Annotated in this window: 17 protein-coding genes and 1 riboswitch; of the genes, 6 read left to right on the top strand and 11 right to left on the bottom strand. The window is 44.0% G+C overall.

Going from position 1 to position 21,266, the window contains the following annotated elements:
- Positions 1 to 378 precede the first annotated feature (378 nt).
- From OH456_RS25885 to OH456_RS25850, 8 genes are all read right to left on the bottom strand, one after another.
- Complete coding sequence (locus OH456_RS25885) at positions 379 to 1,152, bottom strand: phosphoadenylyl-sulfate reductase (RefSeq protein ID WP_270034472.1); 774 nt, start codon at positions 1,150 to 1,152, stop codon at positions 379 to 381.
- The gene (gene cysI, locus OH456_RS25880; RefSeq protein ID WP_038228775.1) at positions 1,145 to 2,878 is read right to left on the bottom strand and encodes an assimilatory sulfite reductase (NADPH) hemoprotein subunit; all 1,734 of its coding nucleotides are present in this window, start codon (positions 2,876 to 2,878) and stop codon (positions 1,145 to 1,147) included. The genes OH456_RS25885 and cysI overlap by 8 nt, the downstream gene beginning before the upstream one ends.
- Complete coding sequence (locus OH456_RS25875) at positions 2,878 to 4,752, bottom strand: assimilatory sulfite reductase (NADPH) flavoprotein subunit (protein WP_086027635.1); 1,875 nt, start codon at positions 4,750 to 4,752, stop codon at positions 2,878 to 2,880. The genes cysI and OH456_RS25875 overlap by 1 nt, the downstream gene beginning before the upstream one ends.
- A gap of 86 nt (positions 4,753 to 4,838) precedes the next feature.
- Positions 4,839 to 5,069 carry a hypothetical protein gene (locus OH456_RS25870; protein ID WP_031495170.1) on the bottom strand — a complete coding sequence of 77 codons (231 nt, stop codon included), beginning with the start codon at positions 5,067 to 5,069 and terminating at the stop codon, positions 4,839 to 4,841.
- Positions 5,070 to 5,168: 99 nt separating this feature from the next.
- Entirely contained in the window at positions 5,169 to 5,378 is a 210-nt protein-coding gene (locus tag OH456_RS25865) for an envelope stress response protein PspG (protein WP_031495169.1), read from the bottom strand.
- Between the two features lie 165 nt (positions 5,379 to 5,543).
- Positions 5,544 to 6,548, bottom strand: a complete 1,005-nt coding sequence (gene dusA / locus OH456_RS25860) for a tRNA dihydrouridine(20/20a) synthase DusA (protein WP_270034471.1) — start codon at positions 6,546 to 6,548, stop codon at positions 5,544 to 5,546.
- A gap of 225 nt (positions 6,549 to 6,773) precedes the next feature.
- Positions 6,774 to 8,060 (bottom strand): hypothetical protein, encoded by a 1,287-nt coding sequence (locus OH456_RS25855; RefSeq protein ID WP_270034470.1) that lies wholly within the window; start codon positions 8,058 to 8,060, stop codon positions 6,774 to 6,776.
- Positions 8,061 to 8,082: 22 nt separating this feature from the next.
- Positions 8,083 to 9,333, bottom strand: a complete 1,251-nt coding sequence (locus OH456_RS25850) for a magnesium transporter (RefSeq protein WP_270034469.1) — start codon at positions 9,331 to 9,333, stop codon at positions 8,083 to 8,085.
- Positions 9,334 to 9,802: 469 nt separating this feature from the next.
- Here OH456_RS25850 and zur point away from each other — a divergent pair, with 469 nt between their 5' ends.
- Positions 9,803 to 10,255, top strand: coding sequence for a zinc uptake transcriptional repressor Zur (zur, locus tag OH456_RS25845; protein WP_006073191.1), 453 nt, complete (start codon positions 9,803 to 9,805; stop codon positions 10,253 to 10,255).
- A gap of 8 nt (positions 10,256 to 10,263) precedes the next feature.
- Positions 10,264 to 10,725 carry a chemotaxis protein CheX gene (locus OH456_RS25840; protein WP_062463488.1) on the top strand — a complete coding sequence of 154 codons (462 nt, stop codon included), beginning with the start codon at positions 10,264 to 10,266 and terminating at the stop codon, positions 10,723 to 10,725.
- Between the two features lie 52 nt (positions 10,726 to 10,777).
- Here the strand turns inward: OH456_RS25840 and lptG are convergent, their stop codons facing one another.
- Entirely contained in the window at positions 10,778 to 11,848 is a 1,071-nt protein-coding gene (lptG, locus tag OH456_RS25835; protein WP_006073195.1) for an LPS export ABC transporter permease LptG, read from the bottom strand.
- 3 nt (positions 11,849 to 11,851) lie between these two features.
- Positions 11,852 to 12,967, bottom strand: coding sequence for an LPS export ABC transporter permease LptF (gene lptF, locus OH456_RS25830; protein ID WP_006073198.1), 1,116 nt, complete (start codon positions 12,965 to 12,967; stop codon positions 11,852 to 11,854).
- 191 nt (positions 12,968 to 13,158) lie between these two features.
- Between lptF and pepA the strand changes: the two genes are divergently transcribed.
- The 3 genes from pepA (at position 13,159) to OH456_RS25815 (ending at position 18,143) form a co-directional block, all read left to right on the top strand.
- Positions 13,159 to 14,667: a leucyl aminopeptidase gene (gene pepA, locus OH456_RS25825; RefSeq protein WP_006073199.1), complete on the top strand. Its 1,509-nt coding sequence runs from the start codon at positions 13,159 to 13,161 to the stop codon at positions 14,665 to 14,667.
- Positions 14,668 to 14,730: 63 nt separating this feature from the next.
- Positions 14,731 to 15,186, top strand: a complete 456-nt coding sequence (locus OH456_RS25820; RefSeq protein ID WP_006073201.1) for a DNA polymerase III subunit chi — start codon at positions 14,731 to 14,733, stop codon at positions 15,184 to 15,186.
- A gap of 98 nt (positions 15,187 to 15,284) precedes the next feature.
- Positions 15,285 to 18,143: a valine--tRNA ligase gene (locus OH456_RS25815; protein ID WP_270034467.1), complete on the top strand. Its 2,859-nt coding sequence runs from the start codon at positions 15,285 to 15,287 to the stop codon at positions 18,141 to 18,143.
- Positions 18,144 to 18,219: 76 nt separating this feature from the next.
- Here the strand turns inward: OH456_RS25815 and OH456_RS25810 are convergent, their stop codons facing one another.
- Entirely contained in the window at positions 18,220 to 19,338 is a 1,119-nt protein-coding gene (locus tag OH456_RS25810) for a pyridoxal-phosphate-dependent aminotransferase family protein (RefSeq protein WP_096444383.1), read from the bottom strand.
- A 199-nt stretch (positions 19,339 to 19,537) separates the two neighbouring features.
- A riboswitch (Lysine riboswitch) is annotated at positions 19,538 to 19,714 on the top strand.
- Positions 19,715 to 19,762: 48 nt separating this feature from the next.
- On the opposite strand from OH456_RS25810, the gene lysC reads away from it, so the two are divergent.
- Positions 19,763 to 21,163, top strand: coding sequence for a lysine-sensitive aspartokinase 3 (lysC, locus tag OH456_RS25805; protein ID WP_443088647.1), 1,401 nt, complete (start codon positions 19,763 to 19,765; stop codon positions 21,161 to 21,163).
- The last annotated feature ends 103 nt before the right edge of the window (positions 21,164 to 21,266 follow it).

Raw genomic sequence — 21,266 nt, 5'->3', positions numbered from 1 at the left:
TTCTCTTCAGAACTCTGCGTTTCGCTTTCCGTTTGAAGAGGCGGCCATTCTAGCGAGATGATTCTCAGTGTCAAACACTTTTTTCTAATTATTTTTGATTTTTTCAAATCTAACTAGAAGACCATCTTATTAGCTGAACGCCTTACTGACTCTTGCCTTGAACCCTTGTGGGCTCTGCCGTGTCAGTGGGGACGCATTATAGAGATCCGGATCACATTGGCAAGCGTTTTTTAGGAAAAAATACAAAAATAACGACTAAGCGCTTCTTTTTCATTCAAAGCTTTATTTATCCCACTTTATCCTTATTTTAATTACAAGTTATCCACAGAGTTATTAAAAAAGGAGGGTTTCCCCTCCTTTTTTAATAACCGATTTACTCTAGATTCCTGAACCATCTTGTTCGACGTCATCTTCATGTAAACCACATTCTCGTTTTAAGCCGTTAAAGCGAGTTTCTTCTATCTTCATTCCTGGCTTCCACTTTTCCGTCGAATGAGTATCACCAATAGAAAGATACCCTTGGTCTTTCAACGGATGGTAACTCAAGCCATGTTCCGATAAATAAGTGTCAATCTGGTCGTCACTCCAATCTATAATGGGAAGAAACTTGAATCTGCCATTTTGAATCGCCAGTACGGGCAAGTTAGCCCGACTCTCCGACTGCTCTCTTCTCAATCCTGAAAACCAAGTCTGAACACCCAAATCCTCTAAAGCTCTCCTCATCGGATCCACTTTGTTCATTTGGTTATAACGTTTGATTCCATCAATGCCTTGTTCCCACAGCTTTCCGTACCTTGCCTCTTGCCATTGCGGCGACAACTCTGCTTTATATATGTGTAGGTTTAAGCTTAACTTCTCCTTAAGCGCATCAATAAATTGATAGGTTTCAGGAAATAAGTACCCCGTATCTGTTAACACTATCGGGGTTTCCGAACGAACCTGACTAACCAAATGAAGCATAACCGCAGCTTGCATACCAAAACTCGAGCTCAAGATATGCTGTCCCGGTAGATTTTCAAACGCCCATCGAACTCTTTGCTCTGCATTGAGCTGTTCCAACTCTGCATTAAGCTCCGCCAGTTTTAGGATCTGTTCGGTTTTGGTGAGCGAAAGCAAATCTTTCAATGTTGAGTGTTCTTGGAGTCTAAGCATAGAAGTCCCTTTTCGATACTTTCACTTCTTGAATGATGCCCGCTCGAATGACAAAGTCTCCAAAAGCTTCACCTGTTTCTCGTTGTTCGGCCCACTGACCAACTAACGAATCGATATCCTCTAGGATTTGCGCTTCGGTGATGTTCTCTTTATACATTTTAGGAACACGAGTACCTGCTTTGTTACCACCTAAATGCAAGTTGTAACGACCCGGCGCTTTACCCACCAGTCCAATTTCAGCCAACATTGCTCGTCCACAACCATTGGGACAACCTGTAACTCGCAAGATAATGCTCTCTTCTTTATTGATCTGATGTTTATCCAAGATAGATTCCACATCAGTAACAAAGCTAGGTAGAAAACGTTCGGCCTCTGCCATCGCAAGAGGACATGTAGGGAAAGCAACACACGCCATCGAGTTTTTACGCTGCTCTGATACTGTGTCATCCATCAAGCCGTGTTCACGAGCTATCTTTTCTATCTTGGCTTTGTTGGACTTAGATACTTTAGCCACAATAAGGTTTTGGTTGGCCGTCATTCGAAAATCGCCTTTATGAATTTCAGCGATCTTTGCGACACCGCTCTTTAAAGGTTTGTCCGGAAAATCTAGTAGACGTCCATTTTCAATAAAGAGCGTTAGATGGTGCTTACCATCAATACCTTCAACCCAACCAATCCTATCGCCACGCTCTGTGAACTCATATGGTTTACTTTGCTCAAACTTGATGCCAGCGCGCTTTTCTACTTCTGCTTTAAAGACATCAATACCTACACGATCCAACGTATATTTGGTTTTGGCATTTTTACGGTTAGAGCGGTTACCCCAATCTCTTTGTGTCGTCACTACTGCAGCAGCCACTTCAAGCGTTTTATCAAGCGGTACAAAACCAAAATCATCTGCTCTTCTTGGATAAGTACTGGTGTCACCATGTGTCATCGCTAATCCGCCACCCACCAGCACATTAAAGCCGACAAGCTTGCCCTCTTCTGCGATAGCAACAAAGTTCAAGTCATTAGCGTGAACATCTACATCATTTTGCGGTGGTATCACTACGGTGGTTTTAAACTTACGAGGTAAATAGTTCTTGCCTAGAATAGGCTCATCTTCTTGCGTTGTTTCTACTTTTTCACCGTTCAACCAGATCTCAGCATAGGCTTTGGTCTTGGGTAGTAAGTGTTCACTGATTTTAGTCGCCCACTCATATGCTTCTTGATGTAACTCAGACTCAACAGGGTTAGTCGTACACAAGACATTTCGGTTCACATCTCCAGCAGTGGCAATTGAATCAATACCGATGGAGTTCAGTGTTTGGTGCATCAACTTTATATTTGGTTTCAGTACACCATGGAATTGGAACGTTTGACGAGTAGTCAGCCGGATGCTGCCATAAAGAGAATGCTCTGTTGCAAACTGATCAATGGCAAGCCACTGTTTCGGCGTTATTACTCCACCAGGCATTCTTGCTCGTAGCATGACGTTATGTAGAGGTTCGAGCTTTTGCTTAGCTCGCTCATTCCGAATATCACGGTCATCTTGCTGATACATACCGTGGAATCGTATCAACTGGAAGTTATCCGCTGTAAAGCCGCCCGTTATTTGATCTTGTAGATCTGTTTCGATCGTACCGCGAAGCAGATTACTTTCTCGTTTCAAGCGTTCGTTATCAGATAGTGGTCCTAACTCTTGACCTAATACTTCTTGAATAGTCACTGATTGCTTGCTCATTAGTACACATCCTTTTGATAACGTTTTGCTTTTCTTAATTCGCTGACAAACTCCTCAGCTTGTTCCGGTGATTTTCCACCATACACCTTAGTAATCTCTAACAGTGCATTGTGTACATCCTTAGCCATATGGTTCGCATCACCACACACATAGATATGTGCCCCCTCTTCAAGCCATTGCCACACTTGTTCACCTTGCTCTAGTAGGCGGTGTTGTACATAGACTTTCTCATGTTGATCTCGGCTAAATGCCACATCTAAACGGCTTAAGACACCCGACTTAAGGTATTTTTGCCATTCAACTTGGTAAAGGAAATCTTGTGTGAAGGTACGGTCACCAAAAAACAGCCAGTTTTTACCACTATCACCTTGATTATCACGTTGTTGAATAAAGCTTCTGAATGGCGCAATACCTGTGCCTGGGCCGATCATAATAACTGGGGTATTTCCATTTTCTGGCAACTTAAAGTTGTTGTTGTGTTCTACAAACACTTTTACTTCTGCGCCTTCTTCTAGATCACGAGACAAGAAGTACGACGCACCACCGTAGCGACTCTCCTCACCAGTAGAATACTCCACCAGCCCAACTGTTAGATGTACTTCTTCATCCACTTCTTCTTGACTAGAGGCAATAGAGTAAAGGCGAGGAGTTAGACGGCGTAGCAATGACAGTAACTGTGATGCTTCAAGTTTGGTTTTCTTCTCTTTAAATACGTCTAATACCTGAGTACGTCCAGCGAACTCTCGCAGCTTATCTTTGTCTTCGGCTAACTTAAGCAGCTTTTTGCTGTTGGAGAGTTCAGCGTACTGGCTAACTAATTGAGGGTTCGCAGCGGTAATTTCATAGTGGCGAATCAGCGCAGAACGAAGGGATAGACTTTCACCGTCAACATCGACACTTTCGATGCCAGACAAACCAGCTTGAGCTAGAAGCGCGTCAACCAACTGGCTATTGTTTTCAAACCATACACCAAGAGCATCGCCTGGCTGGTAGGTGAGACCTGAGCCTTCTAGATCTATTTCGATATGACGAACATCCTTGCCAGAATCACGTCCGGTGATTTTTTGACTAGTCAGTAACGTCGCAGTGTATGGGTTCTTTTTGGTATAGGTTACCGCAGCGGTATTATTAGCAACCGGCAGTGTTACAACCTCTGCAGCTTGAGATGCGAGGTCAGCTTTTATTTTTTCCAGAGCATTTGCACGCCACTCTTCAGCTGGCGCATCATAGTCGACATCACAGTCAATTCGGTCGATGAATGAGGTTGCCCCCAGCTTAGCTAAAAAAGAATCAAAGTCTTTACCTGTTTGGCAGAAGAACTCGTAACTTGAATCACCTAAACCAATCACACCATATTTTAAGTTTGGAAGTTTAGGGGCTTTTTTGGACTGCAGAAATTCATGCAGCTCAATAGCGTTATCAGGCGCTTCACCTTCTCCATTAGTCGAAGCAACGATAATAACGTGCGTTTCTTTTGCTAGGTTTTTACCTTTGTAGTCACTCGCATCAAACAGCTCTACATCGATACCTAAAGTACTTGCTTCTTCTTTCAACTCTTCCGCAACACCTTTCGCGTTACCAGTTTGTGAAGCAAAGATAATTGACAGTTTTCCAGCAGGTACAGAAGCCGTGGCTGTATTTACTGCACTGGCTACAGGGGTGAGTTGGGTAGGAGCTTGCGCTTGACTCAATCCCCAAAAGTATCCGCTCACCCAAGCAAGTTGGTTAGAAGATAAATTACTCGAAGCTTGTTGAAGTTGTGAGATCTGTTGGTCATTTAATGGTGCAGCTACATTAGGTAGCTCTTGTGGTTGTGTATTGCCATTTGATGACTGTTTTACATTTGAAGACATTGTCACGACATCCCTAATCATTGCGTGACGATAGATTAACCAACCACCTTAATAACAAGAAAGAATAGATATGAATGTTTTATAACTTTTTGGAAGAAGAGAGAGGATTACTTGGCTTCAATTCGAACCTCAGTAAAGCCAACGGCCAAGGCAGACTTAGACGCTTTATCAAGATCGTTATACTGACATTCAGCACCATGAATATCAGTCAACATAAGAAAACCACCCTGCTTGTGGCGAAACTCAACAATCCAACCTTCATCAGAAGAAGACGGTTCTATGATCGCCTCGGCTAACAAGTTCTGATGGTATAGGTGCTTTAACTCAGTCATTGTCATGGTTCCCTCCAGAAATCTCGGCGTAGCTACTGTACCTAGTGCCATACACTAACTATAGCAATTACGCCTTAATCTGTAGGGATATTTGTTGCTATTTTGTTAACTTGATGGTGCTGCTACTTTCTTATACAACCAAATCGCAATAAGGAACGCGATAATATACGGGAGTAAATTGAAGACGATGCCGACCATTCCCAACATAAACATCACACCAAACGAAACAACCACAGCCAACGTTACTGTCATCACTGTTACGCCTGTCATTACCAGTGTAGCCAAAAATACCAATACGAAAATCAGTTCAAACATAACACCTCCTACGTGCTTGTGACTTCATTAACGACTTAACTTTGGTGTTGCAGGAACTGTTCCAACTATTGTAAGCATTAAAAATCATACACTTACAAAAAACAAAAACTCCTATTGGCACTGAGCACAATAGGAGTTGGTATTATTGACCAATAAGTTGGTATCTTACACGTCAAGTTCCGCAGGTATTTTCGCTAATGCAGTTTCTAGTACCTCAATGCCGGCACCCTTCTTATGAGCATTTTCACTAATGTAACGACGCCACTGCCTCGCACCAGGCATCGCCTGAAATAAACCAATCATATGACGAGAGATATGACCAAGATACGAGCCGTTCGCTAACTGTTGCTCAATGTATGGATACATCTCTTCCACAACCTGCTTGCGCTTTTTCACTGGAGTATCCAGCCCAAAGATTAGTTGGTCAACTTGCGCAAGAATATAAGGGTTTTGATACGCTTCACGGCCTATCATGACACCATCTAGATGCTTCAGGTGTTCAAGAGACTCTTCAAGGGTCTTCACTCCTCCATTCACTGCGATCTGTAAATGAGGAAAGTCTTTCTTAATTTGATAAGCACGTGAGTAATCCAGTGGTGGAATCTCTCGGTTTTCTTTTGGACTCAAGCCGCTTAACCAAGCTTTACGCGCGTGAATAGTAAATTGTTCACATCCCGCCTTTTCTGAGACAAGAGAGACGAATCGCGTCAGAAACTCATAAGAATCCTGATCGTCAATGCCAATACGTGTTTTCACCGTTACTGGAACATCAACAACTTCTTTCATCGCCGCGACACACTCTGCCACCAGCTCTGGCTCCGCCATTAAACAAGCACCAAAACGACCATTTTGAACACGATCGGAAGGACAACCCACATTGAGGTTGATTTCATCATACCCACGCTCCGCGGCAAGCTTTGCGCACGTCGCTAAGTCCGCCGGATTAGACCCACCTAACTGTAACGCTACCGGATGTTCTTCTTCGTTATACGCAAGAAAATCACCTTTACCGTGGATAATCGCACCTGTCGTTACCATTTCGGTATACAACAGCGTTTGCGATGACAATAGACGATGGAAGTAACGGCAATGTCTATCTGTCCAATCGAGCATCGGTGCCACGGATAAGCGGTTTGATTGGAATTTACTTGTGTTATCTGGCTTGGTCATTGTTTTACCTAATAATTTTACCCATCAAATCCGCTTTGAATATCGTGGAATTTTCCATGCTTCCCTGATAAAGCGGTTATCGTCATCAAGAAAAAGCAGCCAATCATACACAGAGAGCGGAAGAGTTTCAAAAAGAAAGCGAAGTAGCTAATCATCTAACCAACACAGATATCGCCATGCCTAACGGCCAATAACTGCGCTTTAAAGACCACCAGCTACCTCGGGCTAGCTTGCGGGTTTTATTTCAAACCAACGACTGTTGTCCTTATCATTACATCGAAACGATTTTGTTATTGTGTTTCTATCTGATTGAGTGATTTGGATACAAATATGCAAATCACGATTATCTCGTATCGGTGTACGTTCACTTTCTCCATGCTGATTCAGCACTCTAAAATGCTGCATCTTACGATATTTGTCTAAGTTGTTTAGTGATATTTGAGTCTCGCAGTACACTGATATCGAATGTTTACTAAGTCTTTTGGCAACAGAGATACTCTCCGATTTTTGCAAACACAGCTTAGATGATGTTTTATGAGGACTAAACTGAGACTGCATCCGAGTTTTGCGCTTACCAATGATTCGAAAACTTCCAGGTCGAATCAATTTATATCTTCGGTAGAAATTAAATTTGTTAAGCTGCTTGGTGATCTTTACTTTGAGAACTTCTTTGACAACATCACGCCCACCATAAAGCAAGCAGATCAATATAAGTAGACTCAAAGTCAAATGTCCATCCTGTTTCATCAAATGAACATTGAACATTAACACGACTGACATGGCGAGCATGCTGCTTAAAGCAATGGTTATCAGGTGGTTTACGGATGCACGGCGCTGAGTGCACAAGTGCTCATGCCGATAAGCTGGCCAACTACAGGCAAACTCCTCGATTTCATCATGGTAGCCCGCTCCACGATATGCTTTCTTTCTCTGTTCGTATGGACGCCAGCCTGCAATATGGTTACGTTCAAACAAAAGTCGAGAAAGACAGTTCAACACAGATTGCGATGACGACTCTGCGTGATTGTCTCTCAACCTTTCATAGAGTTTTAACAGCTCTTGGCAGGCGATGACTAATAAACGTTGATGTGATGAGCGCGCCGATGGGCAACGCTCAAACAAAAGAGCAAACTTATAATTTACCCTCTCCACCTGCCAACACAAAGATGGCACGCCAGGGTATCCAGACTCACAACAAACCGAAAGACACTGTGCACGTATCGCAGTATGGAACGACGTTAGCCATTCCACTAGTCTACTTTCAGTTGCAGGGCACCAGTGACCCATTTCCAGAGCGATGAACTCCAGTCGAGCTTCTTCAGTTAATAGACTATCGGTGTTGTGATAGAGGAATATTGAACGGTACAGATCATCCGTTGCTTCCTCACTGAACTCTGCAACTGAATAACGTTGGCCATCCATATAGATCTTGATATCTATGGTTCCAACCTCACCAGCCCGTAGCATCTGGGACACCACTATAGCGTTGCCCGCTCTCCATTCAATATTCATGATGACAACTCCTACTCTGAGGTTAAGACAAACCTAGTAATCGAGTAGTACAGAAGAAATAGATTAGCAGCCCACCAATATCAACGATGGTGGTTATCGCTGGACTAGCGACAACGGCGGGATCAAGGTTGAGTCGTTTAGTCACCAAAGGCAGCATAGCGCCAATAACGGTAGAAGAGACTATTTGGAAGAAGAGTGCTAAACCAATTGCACAGCCCAACATGGTTAGTGTCAGATTCGCCGGTAACTCAACACCATAAGACAGTAAACTCACTTTCCCGAAGGTGATAACAGCCAGTGCACCACCAATAACAATGGCAATGCGTGTCTCCTTCCACAACACTGACAACCAGTCACGAAGCTTGACACTTCCTAACGCCAGAGAGCGCACCATCACAGTCGCAGACTGCGTACCAGCATTGCCGCCAGAGTCCGCTATCATTGGCATGTACAAGGCTAAAACCGTAAACGCTTCAATTGCATCTTCATAACTATGGATCACCATACCGGATAGCAAACCCAATATGGCTAGGCCTATTACCCAGACAATACGTTTACTCACATGATCCATAACAGACAGGCTCATATAGTCGCCGACATGGTCATCTTGCTGAATGCCCATCAATCGTTCCATGTCTTCAGTTTGCTCTTCAGTAACGATATCTATCGCCGATTTGGCCGATAGCAAACCAACGGGTAGCCCCTGACTATTTAAGATTGGTACAACGTCAAAACGACTTTGTTTGAGTAGCGCCACCGCATGTTCTTGTGATGCGCTAAAATGACAGCTGATGGCATGCTGTACAATCTCAGACAGTTTTAAATTAGGTTGAGATTTAAACAAAATATCCAGTTTAATTAAGCCAACAAACCGTCCCAGATCGTCGACGATAGTAAGACAGGCAAACTCAACATACAGACTGTTCAATGCTTTTTTCGCCTGTTCTACGGACATATCATGATAAAGCACTGTCATTGCTGCGGAATTAACAGTATGGATAACGGGATGCCTTGCTTGAAGAAACCGCTCTATATCTTGCTGATAGTCGAACCCCTCTAGAGAATAAAGACGTTGAAGCGACTCTGCCGATAACTGCTGAGTAAAACAAAGCGTTTGCTGAATGTATTCAGCGTTAAAATGTTGGTTAAGCTTTTGTATCTCACGCATTTCAATCCAATGATTAAAAAGAGTGAAATCTACTTGAGTCGCGCCGGACTCGAAGCTAACGGTTTGGTGATGGTTGTATTCGTTTACGGTGTTAATAATGGTCATGATAACGCACCTTTTTATTAGATATGACGATCCCTTGCTCCATTCGAGCAATAGAAAAAACAATTCATTTTCAGGTGGTTACTAACAAGATAACGTTTGAGTTTCAGAGAAAGAAACCAACGTCATTTTAAGAGGGCGAGAAAAGTTGAAGGGGGGTAACAATGCTTAGTCCATATTACTCCAATAAGATCCGCGCTCTTGAGCTAGTAATCCACCTTCGACTGTCGTTTTCCATAATATTTCTCCTGTGAAAATATGGGCGCATGGTAGGTATCCGACTCCTCATAGTCAACAGTGCGAATATACAACTTGGCAACTTTGATGTTGCAAAATATTTCATCCCTTTGTTCAGAGCCACTAGCAGAATAAAGTGACGAATCGGTCAATACGAAAATTCGAGTCAGCCTACTAACGATCTACGTGGGGAATTAGTATAAAATAGTCGGACTTCGCTAAGACAGGTGACCATGTGAATCAAAAGCTAATACAACAATTGGAAGATATCTGTTCCGCAAGAGGTGTGCGACTCACTCCTCAGCGCCGAACTGTTTATGAGCTTATTTGTGAAAATAAGAAGGCCTCTAGTGCTTATGAATTATTAGAACAGCTCAAAGTCAGTGAGCCAAAAGCGAAACCGCCTACCGTGTATCGCGCTCTAGACTTTCTTTTAGAACAAGGTTTTATTCACAGAGTTGAATCAACTAATAGCTTTATCTCATGCTGTTCATTTGGTGAGCATAAGCACTACTCTCATTTATTGATTTGTGATAAGTGCGGCAATGTCGTTGAACTACAAGATGATATTCTGATAGCCTTGTTGAATAGTAACGTTGAAAAACATGGCTTCCAGTTCTCCAATCACGTTATTGAATCTCATGGCATTTGTCAGACGTGTTCATCATTGGAAGTTGAAAATAAATAGAAGAAGTTATGCGCGCTGAATTTGTAAACCCGTTTTTAGCCTCCTTAATAAATGTGCTAAAAACCATGGCGACGATGGAAATCAAACCATTAAAACCAAGAATTAAGAAAGATGAGATTGCTCGCGGGGACGTATCTGGTCTTATCGGGATGGTAGGCAACCAAACTCGTGGTTCAATGTCGATCACATTTGAAGAGGGTCTTGCTCTCGAAATCATGCAGAACATGCTCGGCGAGAGACCACATGGTCTCAACGAAGAAGTAACCGATATGGTCGGTGAAATCACCAATATGGTCACTGGTGGTGCAAAACGAATTTTAGCTGAGAATGGCTTCGATTTTGATATGGCAACTCCAGTGGTTGTCTCGGGTAAAGGACATACCATCAGGCATAAATGCGATGGAGCGATCATCATCATGCCTTTTACCTCTGAATGGGGTGATGCATTTATCGAGATTTGCTTCGAGTAAACTCTCTTTCAGTTAGACAAAATAAAAAAGGCTCCGGTTGGAGCCTTTTTTATTATAGTTTTCTGCGCAGAAGCAACATGGCTATGGTTAAAAACACCAAACTAGGCCCTAAGGCACCAAACAACGGCGACATCCCATATACAAGGCTAACTGGCCCAAAGAATTCACTCGAAATGTAGAACGTAAAACCTGCGATGACACCAGAGAGAATACGCGCACCCATCGTTACACTTCTTAAAGGACCAAACACAAAAGACAGTGCCATTAACATCATTACCGCGACTGAAATTGGCTGTGTCGCTTTACGCCAAAATGCCAGTTCATAACGAGATGCATCCTGTTCAGAGTCTTTCAGGTATTGGGTATAATCCCACAATCCACTTAACGGCAACTCATTAAGATCCACAGTAACAATCGCTAGCTTGTCAGGCACCAGTGAAGTTTCCCAAACTTGCTTGTCGAGCGTCTCTTTTGATAATGCCTCATCGTTTTTCATGTCTGTAATTTGAATTCGGTGCATCTCCCAACGATTATCGCCTAGATAATCTGCTGATTCCGCAAACACCGTTTCTTTGAGCTGTTTATTCTCACCGAAGCGCCAAATATTCAATCCTTCAACAGACTCGCCATTGACCTTAGAGATAAAAATGAAGTCGTTCGCATCCCGAGCCCAGACACCGTTCCTAACTGATACAATGCTACCTCCGGATGTAGCTTGAAGGCGCAAATCGCGAGCCATTTGCTGAGTGGTTGGTGCCCCCCACTCCCCTAATGCCATCACTACCACCATCAAAGGCACTGCCGTCTTAAGTACTGAAAGACCAATACGTAGCTTCGAAATCCCGGCAGCTTGCATAACAACAAGCTCAGAGCTGCTCGCTAACATACCTAAGCCGACTAATGAGCCAAGTAGCGCAGCCATAGAGAAGAACAGCTCAATATCACGCGGCATCCCTAATATCACAAAATACAATGCCGACAGCATGGTGTAGCTCCCCTCGCCAACTGAACGAAGCTGTTCGACAAATTTGATCACCGCAGATAAGCCAACGAAAACCGAGAGCACTAATATGATCGTGGTAATGATTGTCTTACCCACGTAGACGTCTAGTATTCTAAACACGATCTAAGCTACCTCTCGTCTTTGCATGCGCTTACGACGCAGTTTCTCTCTGAATTTCCTCACACCGACCGTATCCCAAGTATTAACACCGATAGCGGCAAGCAGCAATGCAAAGTTTACTGGCCATAATCCGATGTACGACGGAAAAGCCCCATCTTCTAGCGCCGATTTCATTGCACTGATCGCCATAAAATAAGCGAAGTAAGCCAAGATTGCTGGTCCCATTTTGGCAAACTTGCTTTGCCTTGGGTTTACCGCCGACAAAGGCACCACCAGCATGGTTAATAATGGAATACATACCACCAAGGAGATTCGCCAATGGAGCTCGGCTTGCGCTTTAGGATCAGGGTTACCCAATAACTCCATAGTGGGTATGGCCATCCAAGAGCGCCCACGCTGTTGGACTTCACGCTGCCCAATGACCCCTTCATAATCTGTAAACTCTGTAACCATATACTCAAGACGAGTCGGCACCCCTTCATAACGAACACCGTCATAGAGCGCAATCACTTGTCGACCATCACTTAACTCTTTTACATCACCAGATTTCGCCGATATCACACTAGGTAACACCGAATCTCTTGGATTTAACTGAGCAACGAAGACATTGGTTAGCTTTTTATCTTTTATGCTGTCAATAAAGACAACCGAAGAACCGTCAGGGGTTCGTTGGAAGCTACCCGTTTGCAAAAGCTCCACCGAGTTTTCCGATGCAAGCCGTTCACGAATCTGCACTTCTTGCTCTTGAGTCCAAGGGGCTAACCAGAATGCATTAAACGCAGCTAGAGAAGTGGTCAGTACCGCTAAATACATAGCCGCACGAATAAGAAACTTATTACCTATCCCGGTCGCATTCATTACCGTGATTTCACTTTCTGCGTATAAACGCCCGAAAGTAACTAGGATTCCGATATAAATACTCAATGGGAACATCAATAGTCCCATTGTCGGCATACTAATACCCGCTAAAGTCATAATCAGACCAGCAGGAATATCTCCATCGGAAGCATCAGCAAGCACTTGGATAAATTGACGACTGAAAAACACTAAAAAGAGCACTAAAAAGATGGCTAATTGGCTCTTAACTGTTTCTCTGATCAAATATCTAACAATAATCACAGTGAAAACACCTATACAAAACTTGTTTTTTTGATTGAATCGCTATAGTTTTCGGGTAAACCTTTTATTTTTTACTTTTTTGATCGATTCTTATCTTAAGATTATAGGCCGAAATGGCTCATAGGATTCAACCATTAAGAATCGATTATCCAACATTTAGTTCTATTTGTCTTTAGGATGTAGGAGTACGCATGGAGTTTAGTGTTAAAAGTGGCAGTCCAGAGAAGCAGCGCAGTGCATGCATCGTCGTTGGCGTATTTGAGCCACGTCGTCTCTCTCCGGTTGCAGAGCAGCTTGATAAAATCAGCGATGGCTATATTAGCTCTTTGCTACGTCGTGGCGACCTAGAAGGTAAGCCAGGTCAAATGCTGCTACTGCATCAAGTACCTGGGGTGCTTTCAGAGCGCGTTCTGTTAGTTGGCTGTGGTAAAGAGCGAGAGCTTGGTGAACGCCAATATAAAGAAATCATTCAAAAAACCATCAGCACGTTGAACGAGACTGGTTCTATGGAAGCCGTATGTTTCCTAACAGAGCTGCACGTTAAAGGCCGCGATACATACTGGAAAGTACGTCAAGCTGTTGAAGCAACGAAAGATGGTCTTTATACCTTCGATCAATTCAAGAGTAGTAAACCAGAAACACGTCGTCCACTGCGTAAGCTAGTATTCAACGTACCTACACGTCGTGAGTTAAATCTTGGTGAAAAAGCGATTGCTCACGGTCTAGCGATTGCTTCAGGTGTTAAAGCGTCGAAAGATCTTGGCAACATGCCACCAAATATCGCAAACCCAGCTTATCTTGCTTCTCAAGCTCGTCGCTTGGCTGATGATTACGACACCATTTCAACCAAAATCATTGGTGAGCAAGAAATGGAAAAACTAGGTATGACGTCTTACCTAGCTGTCGGTCGTGGATCAAAGAATGAATCTATGATGTCTATCATGGAGTATAAGGGCAACCCGGATCCAGATGCGAAGCCAATTGTTTTAGTTGGTAAAGGCCTAACGTTCGATTCAGGCGGTATCTCACTAAAACCTGGCGAAGCCATGGATGAGATGAAATACGACATGTGTGGCGCAGCATCGGTATTCGGTACCATGAAAGCGCTGGCTAAGCTGAACCTACCAATCAACGTGGTTGCAGTACTAGCAGGCTGTGAAAACATGCCTGGCAGTAATGCCTATCGCCCAGGTGATATCCTCACAACTATGTCTGGCCTTACAGTTGAAGTATTAAATACGGACGCAGAAGGTCGCTTGGTTCTGTGTGACGCATTAACTTATGTCGAACGCTATGAGCCGGAATGTGTTGTTGATGTTGCCACTCTTACGGGGGCATGTGTGATTGCACTAGGTCATCATATCAGTGGTGTGATTTCAAACCACAACCCACTTTCACATGAACTTGTTAACGCCTCTGAGCAAGCTGGCGATCGCGCTTGGCGTCTACCAATGGCAGACGAATACCAAGAGCAACTAGCAAGCCCATTTGCTGATATGGCAAATATTGGTGGCCGCCCTGGCGGTACGATTACAGCTGGTTGTTTCTTATCTCGATTTGCTAAGAAATATCACTGGGCACACTTAGATATTGCTGGTACAGCATGGAAATCAGGCAAAGCGAAAGGCTCAACTGGTCGTCCTGTCTCGCTACTTGTCCAATTCTTGCTAAACCGCAGTGGCCAAGAGACTGAAGAGTAAACAGAAGGGCCGAAAGGCCCTTTTTTATTGCTTACCAATAACCAGAGCAAAGCGACATTTCACATGAATACGGCAACCTTCTACATCATTAATGAAGACTCTGAACAAGCCTCTCAACAGGGGTGGTTTGCCTATGTGCATTTTCTCTGTCGCCATTTTACAGCGCAAGGTGCCAAACTCTATATTAACTGCAGTGACAAAGCCGAAGCTGAGTTGTTGGCTGAGTATTTCTGGCAAGTGACTCCCGAACAATTTATTGCCCACAATCTCATTGGCGAAGGACCTAAAAATGGCACGCCGGTAGAGATTGGTCATGAGGGCCTTAAACCCAGTTGGAATAGGCAACTAGCAATAAATTTGGCGAATAGTCACGCAACCTTTGCGCAGTCCTTTGGTCAAGTGGTAGACTTCGTCCCTTGCGAAGAAAAAGCTAAGCAAACTGCGCGAGAAAGGTATAAAATTTACCGTCAAGCGGGCTATCAGCTTCAAACCATTGAGATTCAACATTCAGAATCCTAATCAAGGTCAATCCTTATAAGTAAGCGTTAATTTCCCTGCGTTTATTTATAAGGTTTGGCAAATTTCTTTCACAGATTAAAGTAAGTATCCAGAAAGCTATGGAAAAGACATATAACCCACAATCTATCGAACAAGCTCTGTATAAGACTTGGGAAGAGAAAGGCTACTTTAAGCCTCACGGTGACACGACTAAAGAATCATACAGCATCATGATCCCGCCACCGAACGTCACTGGTAGCCTACATATGGGTCATGCATTCCAAGACACCATCATGGATACGCTAATCCGTGCCGAGCGTATGAAGGGCAAAAACACCCTTTGGCAAGTAGGTACTGACCACGCTGGTATCGCAACTCAAATGGTCGTTGAGCGTAAGATTGCCGCTGAAGAAGGCAAGACTAAGCACGATTATGGCCGTGAAGCTTTCATCGACAAGATCTGGGAATGGAAAGGCGAGTCTGGCGGCACAATTACTAAACAGCTTCGCCGTCTAGGCGCATCTGTAGACTGGGATCGTGAGCGATTCACGATGGATGACGGCCTATCTAATGCCGTTCAAGAAGTCTTTGTTCGTCTATACGAAGATGATCTTATCTATCGTGGTAAGCGCCTAGTTAACTGGGATCCAAAGCTACACACAGCGATTTCTGATCTAGAAGTTGAAAACAAAGACAAGAAAGGCCACATGTGGCACTTCCGCTACCCTCTAGCTGATGGCGTAAAAACAGCAGAAGGAAAAGACTACATTGTTGTCGCAACTACTCGTCCAGAAACTATGCTGGGCGATACTGGTGTTGCGGTAAACCCTGAAGATCCTCGCTATAAAGATCTTATCGGCAAAGAAATCCTGCTTCCTATCGTAGACCGTCGTATTCCAATCGTAGGTGACGAGCATGCTGATATGGAAAAAGGCACGGGTTGTGTGAAGATCACACCTGCACACGACTTTAACGACTATGAAGTTGGTAAACGTCACCAGTTGCCAATGATCAACATCCTAACGTTCAATGCAGATATTCGTGACGCAGCAGAAGTATTCACCACAAATGGTGAAGCAAGCGATGCGTATTCAACAGAGCTTCCAGCTAAATATCATGGCATGGAACGTTTCGCTGCTCGTAAAGCTATCGTTGCCGAGTTCGAAGAGCTTGGTCTTCTGGACGAAATCAAAGATCACGATCTGACCGTACCTTATGGCGACCGTGGTGGCGTGGTAATTGAGCCAATGCTAACTGACCAATGGTATGTTCGTACTGCACCTCTAGCAGAGACAGCAACCAAAGCCGTTGAAGATGGCGAAATCCAATTCGTGCCTAAGCAATATGAAAACATGTACTTCTCTTGGATGCGTGACATTCAAGACTGGTGTATCTCTCGCCAGCTATGGTGGGGTCACCGCATTCCAGCATGGTATGACAACGACGGTAACGTTTATGTAGGTCGTACCGAAGAAGAAGTGCGTGAGAACAATGGTCTAGCGCCAGTTGTTGTTCTGCGTCAAGACGACGACGTTCTTGATACTTGGTTCTCATCTGCACTGTGGACATTCGGTACTCAAGGCTGGCCAGAAAACACTGATGACCTGAAAACTTTCCACCCATCAGATGTACTGGTTACAGGTTTCGACATCATCTTCTTCTGGGTTGCTCGCATGATCATGATGACCATGCACTTCTGTAAAGATGAAAACGGCAAACCACAGGTACCATTCAAGACGGTATACGTTACGGGTCTAATCCGTGACGAAAACGGCGACAAGATGTCGAAGTCTAAAGGTAATGTTCTTGACCCAATCGATATGATTGATGGTATCGATCTTGAGTCTCTAGTAGAGAAGCGCACTGGCAACATGATGCAACCTCAACTAGCGAAGAAGATTGAAAAGAACACTCGTAAGACATTCGAAAATGGTATCGAACCTTATGGTACTGATGCACTTCGTTTCACTCTTGCAGCAATGGCATCTACTGGTCGTGATATCAACTGGGATATGAAGCGTCTAGAAGGTTACCGTAACTTCTGTAACAAGCTATGGAACGCAAGCCGTTACGTACTTATGAACACAGAAGATCAAGATTGTGGTTTCAACGGTGGTGAGATTGAATATTCACTTGCAGACAAGTGGATCGAGTCTCAGTTTGAACTTGCTGCAAAAGAGTTCAACGGTCACATCGACAACTACCGTCTAGATATGGCTGCAAACACCATTTATGAGTTCATCTGGAACCAATTCTGTGACTGGTACTTAGAGCTGACTAAACCCGTTCTATGGAAAGGTAACGAAGCTCAGCAACGTGGTACACGTCGCACGCTGATCACAGTATTAGAGAAGACACTGCGTCTAGCTCACCCAGTACTCCCATACATCACTGAAACTATCTGGCAGAGCGTCAAACCTCTTGTTGATGGTGTTGAAGGTGATACGATCATGCTTCAAGCGCTTCCTCAGTTTGAAGAAGCAAACTTCAACCAAGAAGCACTTGACGATATTGAGTGGGTGAAAGCATTCATCACTAGCATCCGTAACCTACGTGCTGAGTACGATATTGCTCCAAGCAAAGCGCTAGATGTCATGCTTAAAGTTGCTGACGATAAAGACGCCGCTCGCCTAGAAGCGAACAAAGCAGTTCTTGTCTCTCTTGCTAAGCTTGAAGACATCAAAGTACTGAGAGCTGGCGAAGAGACTCCAGCATGTGCTACAGCACTGGTTGGTAAATCTGAACTTATGATTCCTATGGCTGGTCTAATCGATAAAGATGCAGAACTGGATCGTCTAGCGAAAGAAATCGCTAAGACACAAGGTGAAGTAAAACGTATCGAAGGCAAGCTTGGTAACGAAGGTTTTGTCGCGAAAGCACCTGAAGCAGTTGTTGCGAAAGAACGTGAGAAACTTGAAGGTTACAAAGAGATGTTAGTTAAACTGGAAGAGCAAAAGCAAACTATTGCCGCGCTTTAAGCTTAGCTAAATCCATATAAAAAACCGAGGGCCTAGCTCTCGGTTTTTTATTAGCTAACAACTATTATTTCAAGAATTACTTCAAGACCGTTTCAAGTGCTTTAAGACATAAGGCAACGTTCTCTCTTCTGGCCCCATACCCCATCAAACCAATTCGCCATGCTTTACCAGCTAACGCACCTAAACCCGCACCAATTTCTAAGTTGTACTGTTCTAAAAGCTGAGAGCGCACTGCTGCATCGTCAACACCTTCCGGCAAGTAAACAGCATTAAGCTGAGGTAATCGGCTGCCTTCTTCAACAACGAAGCTCAACCCAAGCTGTTCTAGTCCTTCTTTGAGCAACAAGTGCATGTCTTTATGGCGCTGCCATGCATTCTCTAGTCCTTCATTTTTGAGTAAGACTAGCGACTCATGCAATGCGTACAAACTATTCACTGGCGCGGTATGGTGATAGCTGCGCTTCCCTTCTCCACTCCAATAGCCCAAAACCAAGCTTTGATCGAGGAACCAACTCTGAACGGTCGTTTTGCGAGATTTAATTACCTCGATGGCCGCAGGAGAAAGCGTGACTGGAGATAATCCCGGCACACAGGATAAGCACTTCTGACTTCCGGAATAAACTGCATCTAGTTGCCATTCATCCACCAATAAAGGTACCCCACCTAGAGATGTCACAGCATCAACAATAGTCAGCATATCGTTTTGCTTAGCAAGTGAACCTAGAGCCTGCGCATCACTTACTGCTCCAGTGGATGTCTCAGCATGAACAAACGCTACTATTTTTGCATCTGGATGCTCGGCGATCGCTTGTTCTACTTTAGCCACAGAAACAGGCGCACCCCATTCATCTTCTACGACAATAGCTTCACCACCACAACGAACCACATTCTCTCGCATACGTTCGCCAAACACACCATTGCGACAGACAATAACTTTGTCGCCTGGCTCAACGAGGTTCACGAAGCATGTTTCCATACCAGCACTACCGGGCGCTGAAACGGCGATCGTGAAGTCATTTTGTGTCTGAAATGCATACTTGAGCAGCACTTTAAGTTCATCCATCATACCGATGAAAAGCGGGTCTAGGTGACCTATCGTTGGACGACTCAAGGCTTGCAATACTTGTGGGTAAATATCTGATGGGCCAGGCCCCATTAGCGTACGGTGAGGGGGCACAAAGCTAGAAATAGTCATGGGCAATCCTTTAATGATTTATTGTAGTAATAAGTAAAATATCCTAAGGAAATTCAGTCTGTTCCACAACGGAATAAAAATCAACATTTTTGCAACATCCAACCACTCAGTTTTTTATGGTTAAATTGTGAATCTTCATTGACTTTTCACGCTCAAAAACGTTGAATAAACACACTATCTGTAGCAACCACTAAAAAGCTACAGCGGAAGAGGAGCACTGCCCAGGCAGGTAATCATGTGAAGCCGCAACTTCTATACATGTTACTGATGGGGAGCAGTGCCGAGATGAACTCAATTTGCAGGATTAAGTTTGTCGGTTGAACGGGCTGAATCCCTTTAACTGTCACCAAGTGATTGGTGAAGAGCTTCTGAGGTCCATTCTTTATTCGGATTCCTCCGCTCTATTTTTCTCTTCAAACATCGGATGTTGGGTTACCAACCTTATTATTACTACTGGAAGTCCTGGAGAATTACTGTGAGCGCATTCAATGTAGCTAAATTTGGCGGAACAAGCGTCGCCAACTTCGAAGCCATGAGCCGTTGTGCTGAGATCATCGAAAATAACCCACAAACGAAGCTGGTTGTAAGCAGTGCATGCTCTGGAGTCACCAACATTTTGGTTGAGTTGGCAAATGGAGTAAAAGACGAAGCACACCGATCTGAGCTCATCAATAGACTTAGAGCTATCCATACTGACATTATGTCGCAGCTCAAAGACACCTCTTCTATCGAGGAGCGTGTTGAAGCACTAGTTGAAAAAGTTGCGACTTTATCCGAAGCTGCTTCTATTGCAACATCGGCAAAGCTCACTGATCACTTAGTGGCGTGTGGTGAGAGAATGTCGACTCATATTTTGACTCGATTAATGCAAGAGCGCGGGGTCGACGCTGTGCGTTTTGATATTCGCGATGTCCTGAAAACGGATAGTGACTACGGCAAAGCCGAACCAAGTCTAGAAGCGACTAAGCAATTAGCCGATGAGAAGCTTATTCCACTGTGTCAGCAGCATGTAGTTGTCACTCAAGGCTTTATTGGTTCTGATGAGGAAGGTGAAACCACAACACTTGGCCGAGGTGGCAGTGATTATAGTGCTGCACTTATCGCAGAAGCGGTAGAAGCTGCGGGGTTAGAGATCTGGACCGATGTCCCAGGAATTTATACAACGGACCCTCGTATTGCTCCGAATGCACGCCCTATTCCAGAAATCAGCTTTAGTGAAGCCTCCGAAATGGCGAACTTTGGTGCGAAAATCCTGCATCCTTCAACACTTTTACCAGCATTACGTCACCAAATCCCTGTGTTTGTCGGTTCATCAAAAGCACCGCAAGAAGGTGGGACTTGGGTACGACAGTCCGTAGAAAGCGCGCCGCTATTTAGGGCATTGGCGCTACGTAACAATCAAACTATGGTAACACTGCGTAACCCTAAAATGTTCCAAGCGTATGGTTTCTTAGCGGACGTCTTTACCGTATTGGCAAAACACAAAATCTCTGTTGATTTGGTCACTACCTCAGAAGTCAGTGTTTCACTTACACTTGATCAAACTGATACGTGTGGCGGTGCACCCGAACTTCCTGCTCAAGCTCAACAAGAACTAGAGCAGCTGTGTACAGTCGAGGTCAAACAAGGATTAAGCCTCGTCGCGCTGATTGGTAACAATATGAGTGAGACAAAAGGCTCTGCCGCTGAAGTATTCGATACTCTGGATGAGTTTAATATTCGTATGATCTGCTACGGTGCTAGCCCACATAACTTATGCTTCCTATTGGATGAAAACGAAGCAAAACAAGCCGTTAAAGCACTTCATGAAGAGCTGTTTGAATGATAGCAATGATCGAATGAAATGGCCTCGTCGTTAGACGGGGCTTTTTTATATCAGATAGAACAGTATAAAGAGTTAGATAGGATATCTTCAGACAATAAAAAAA

This window comes from Vibrio sp. La 4.2.2, assembly GCF_027586995.1.
GTDB lineage: Bacteria > Pseudomonadota > Gammaproteobacteria > Enterobacterales > Vibrionaceae > Vibrio > Vibrio mediterranei.
The sequence above is the reverse complement of the archived record's forward strand: the minus strand, read 5'-3'. Positions and strand labels throughout refer to the sequence as shown.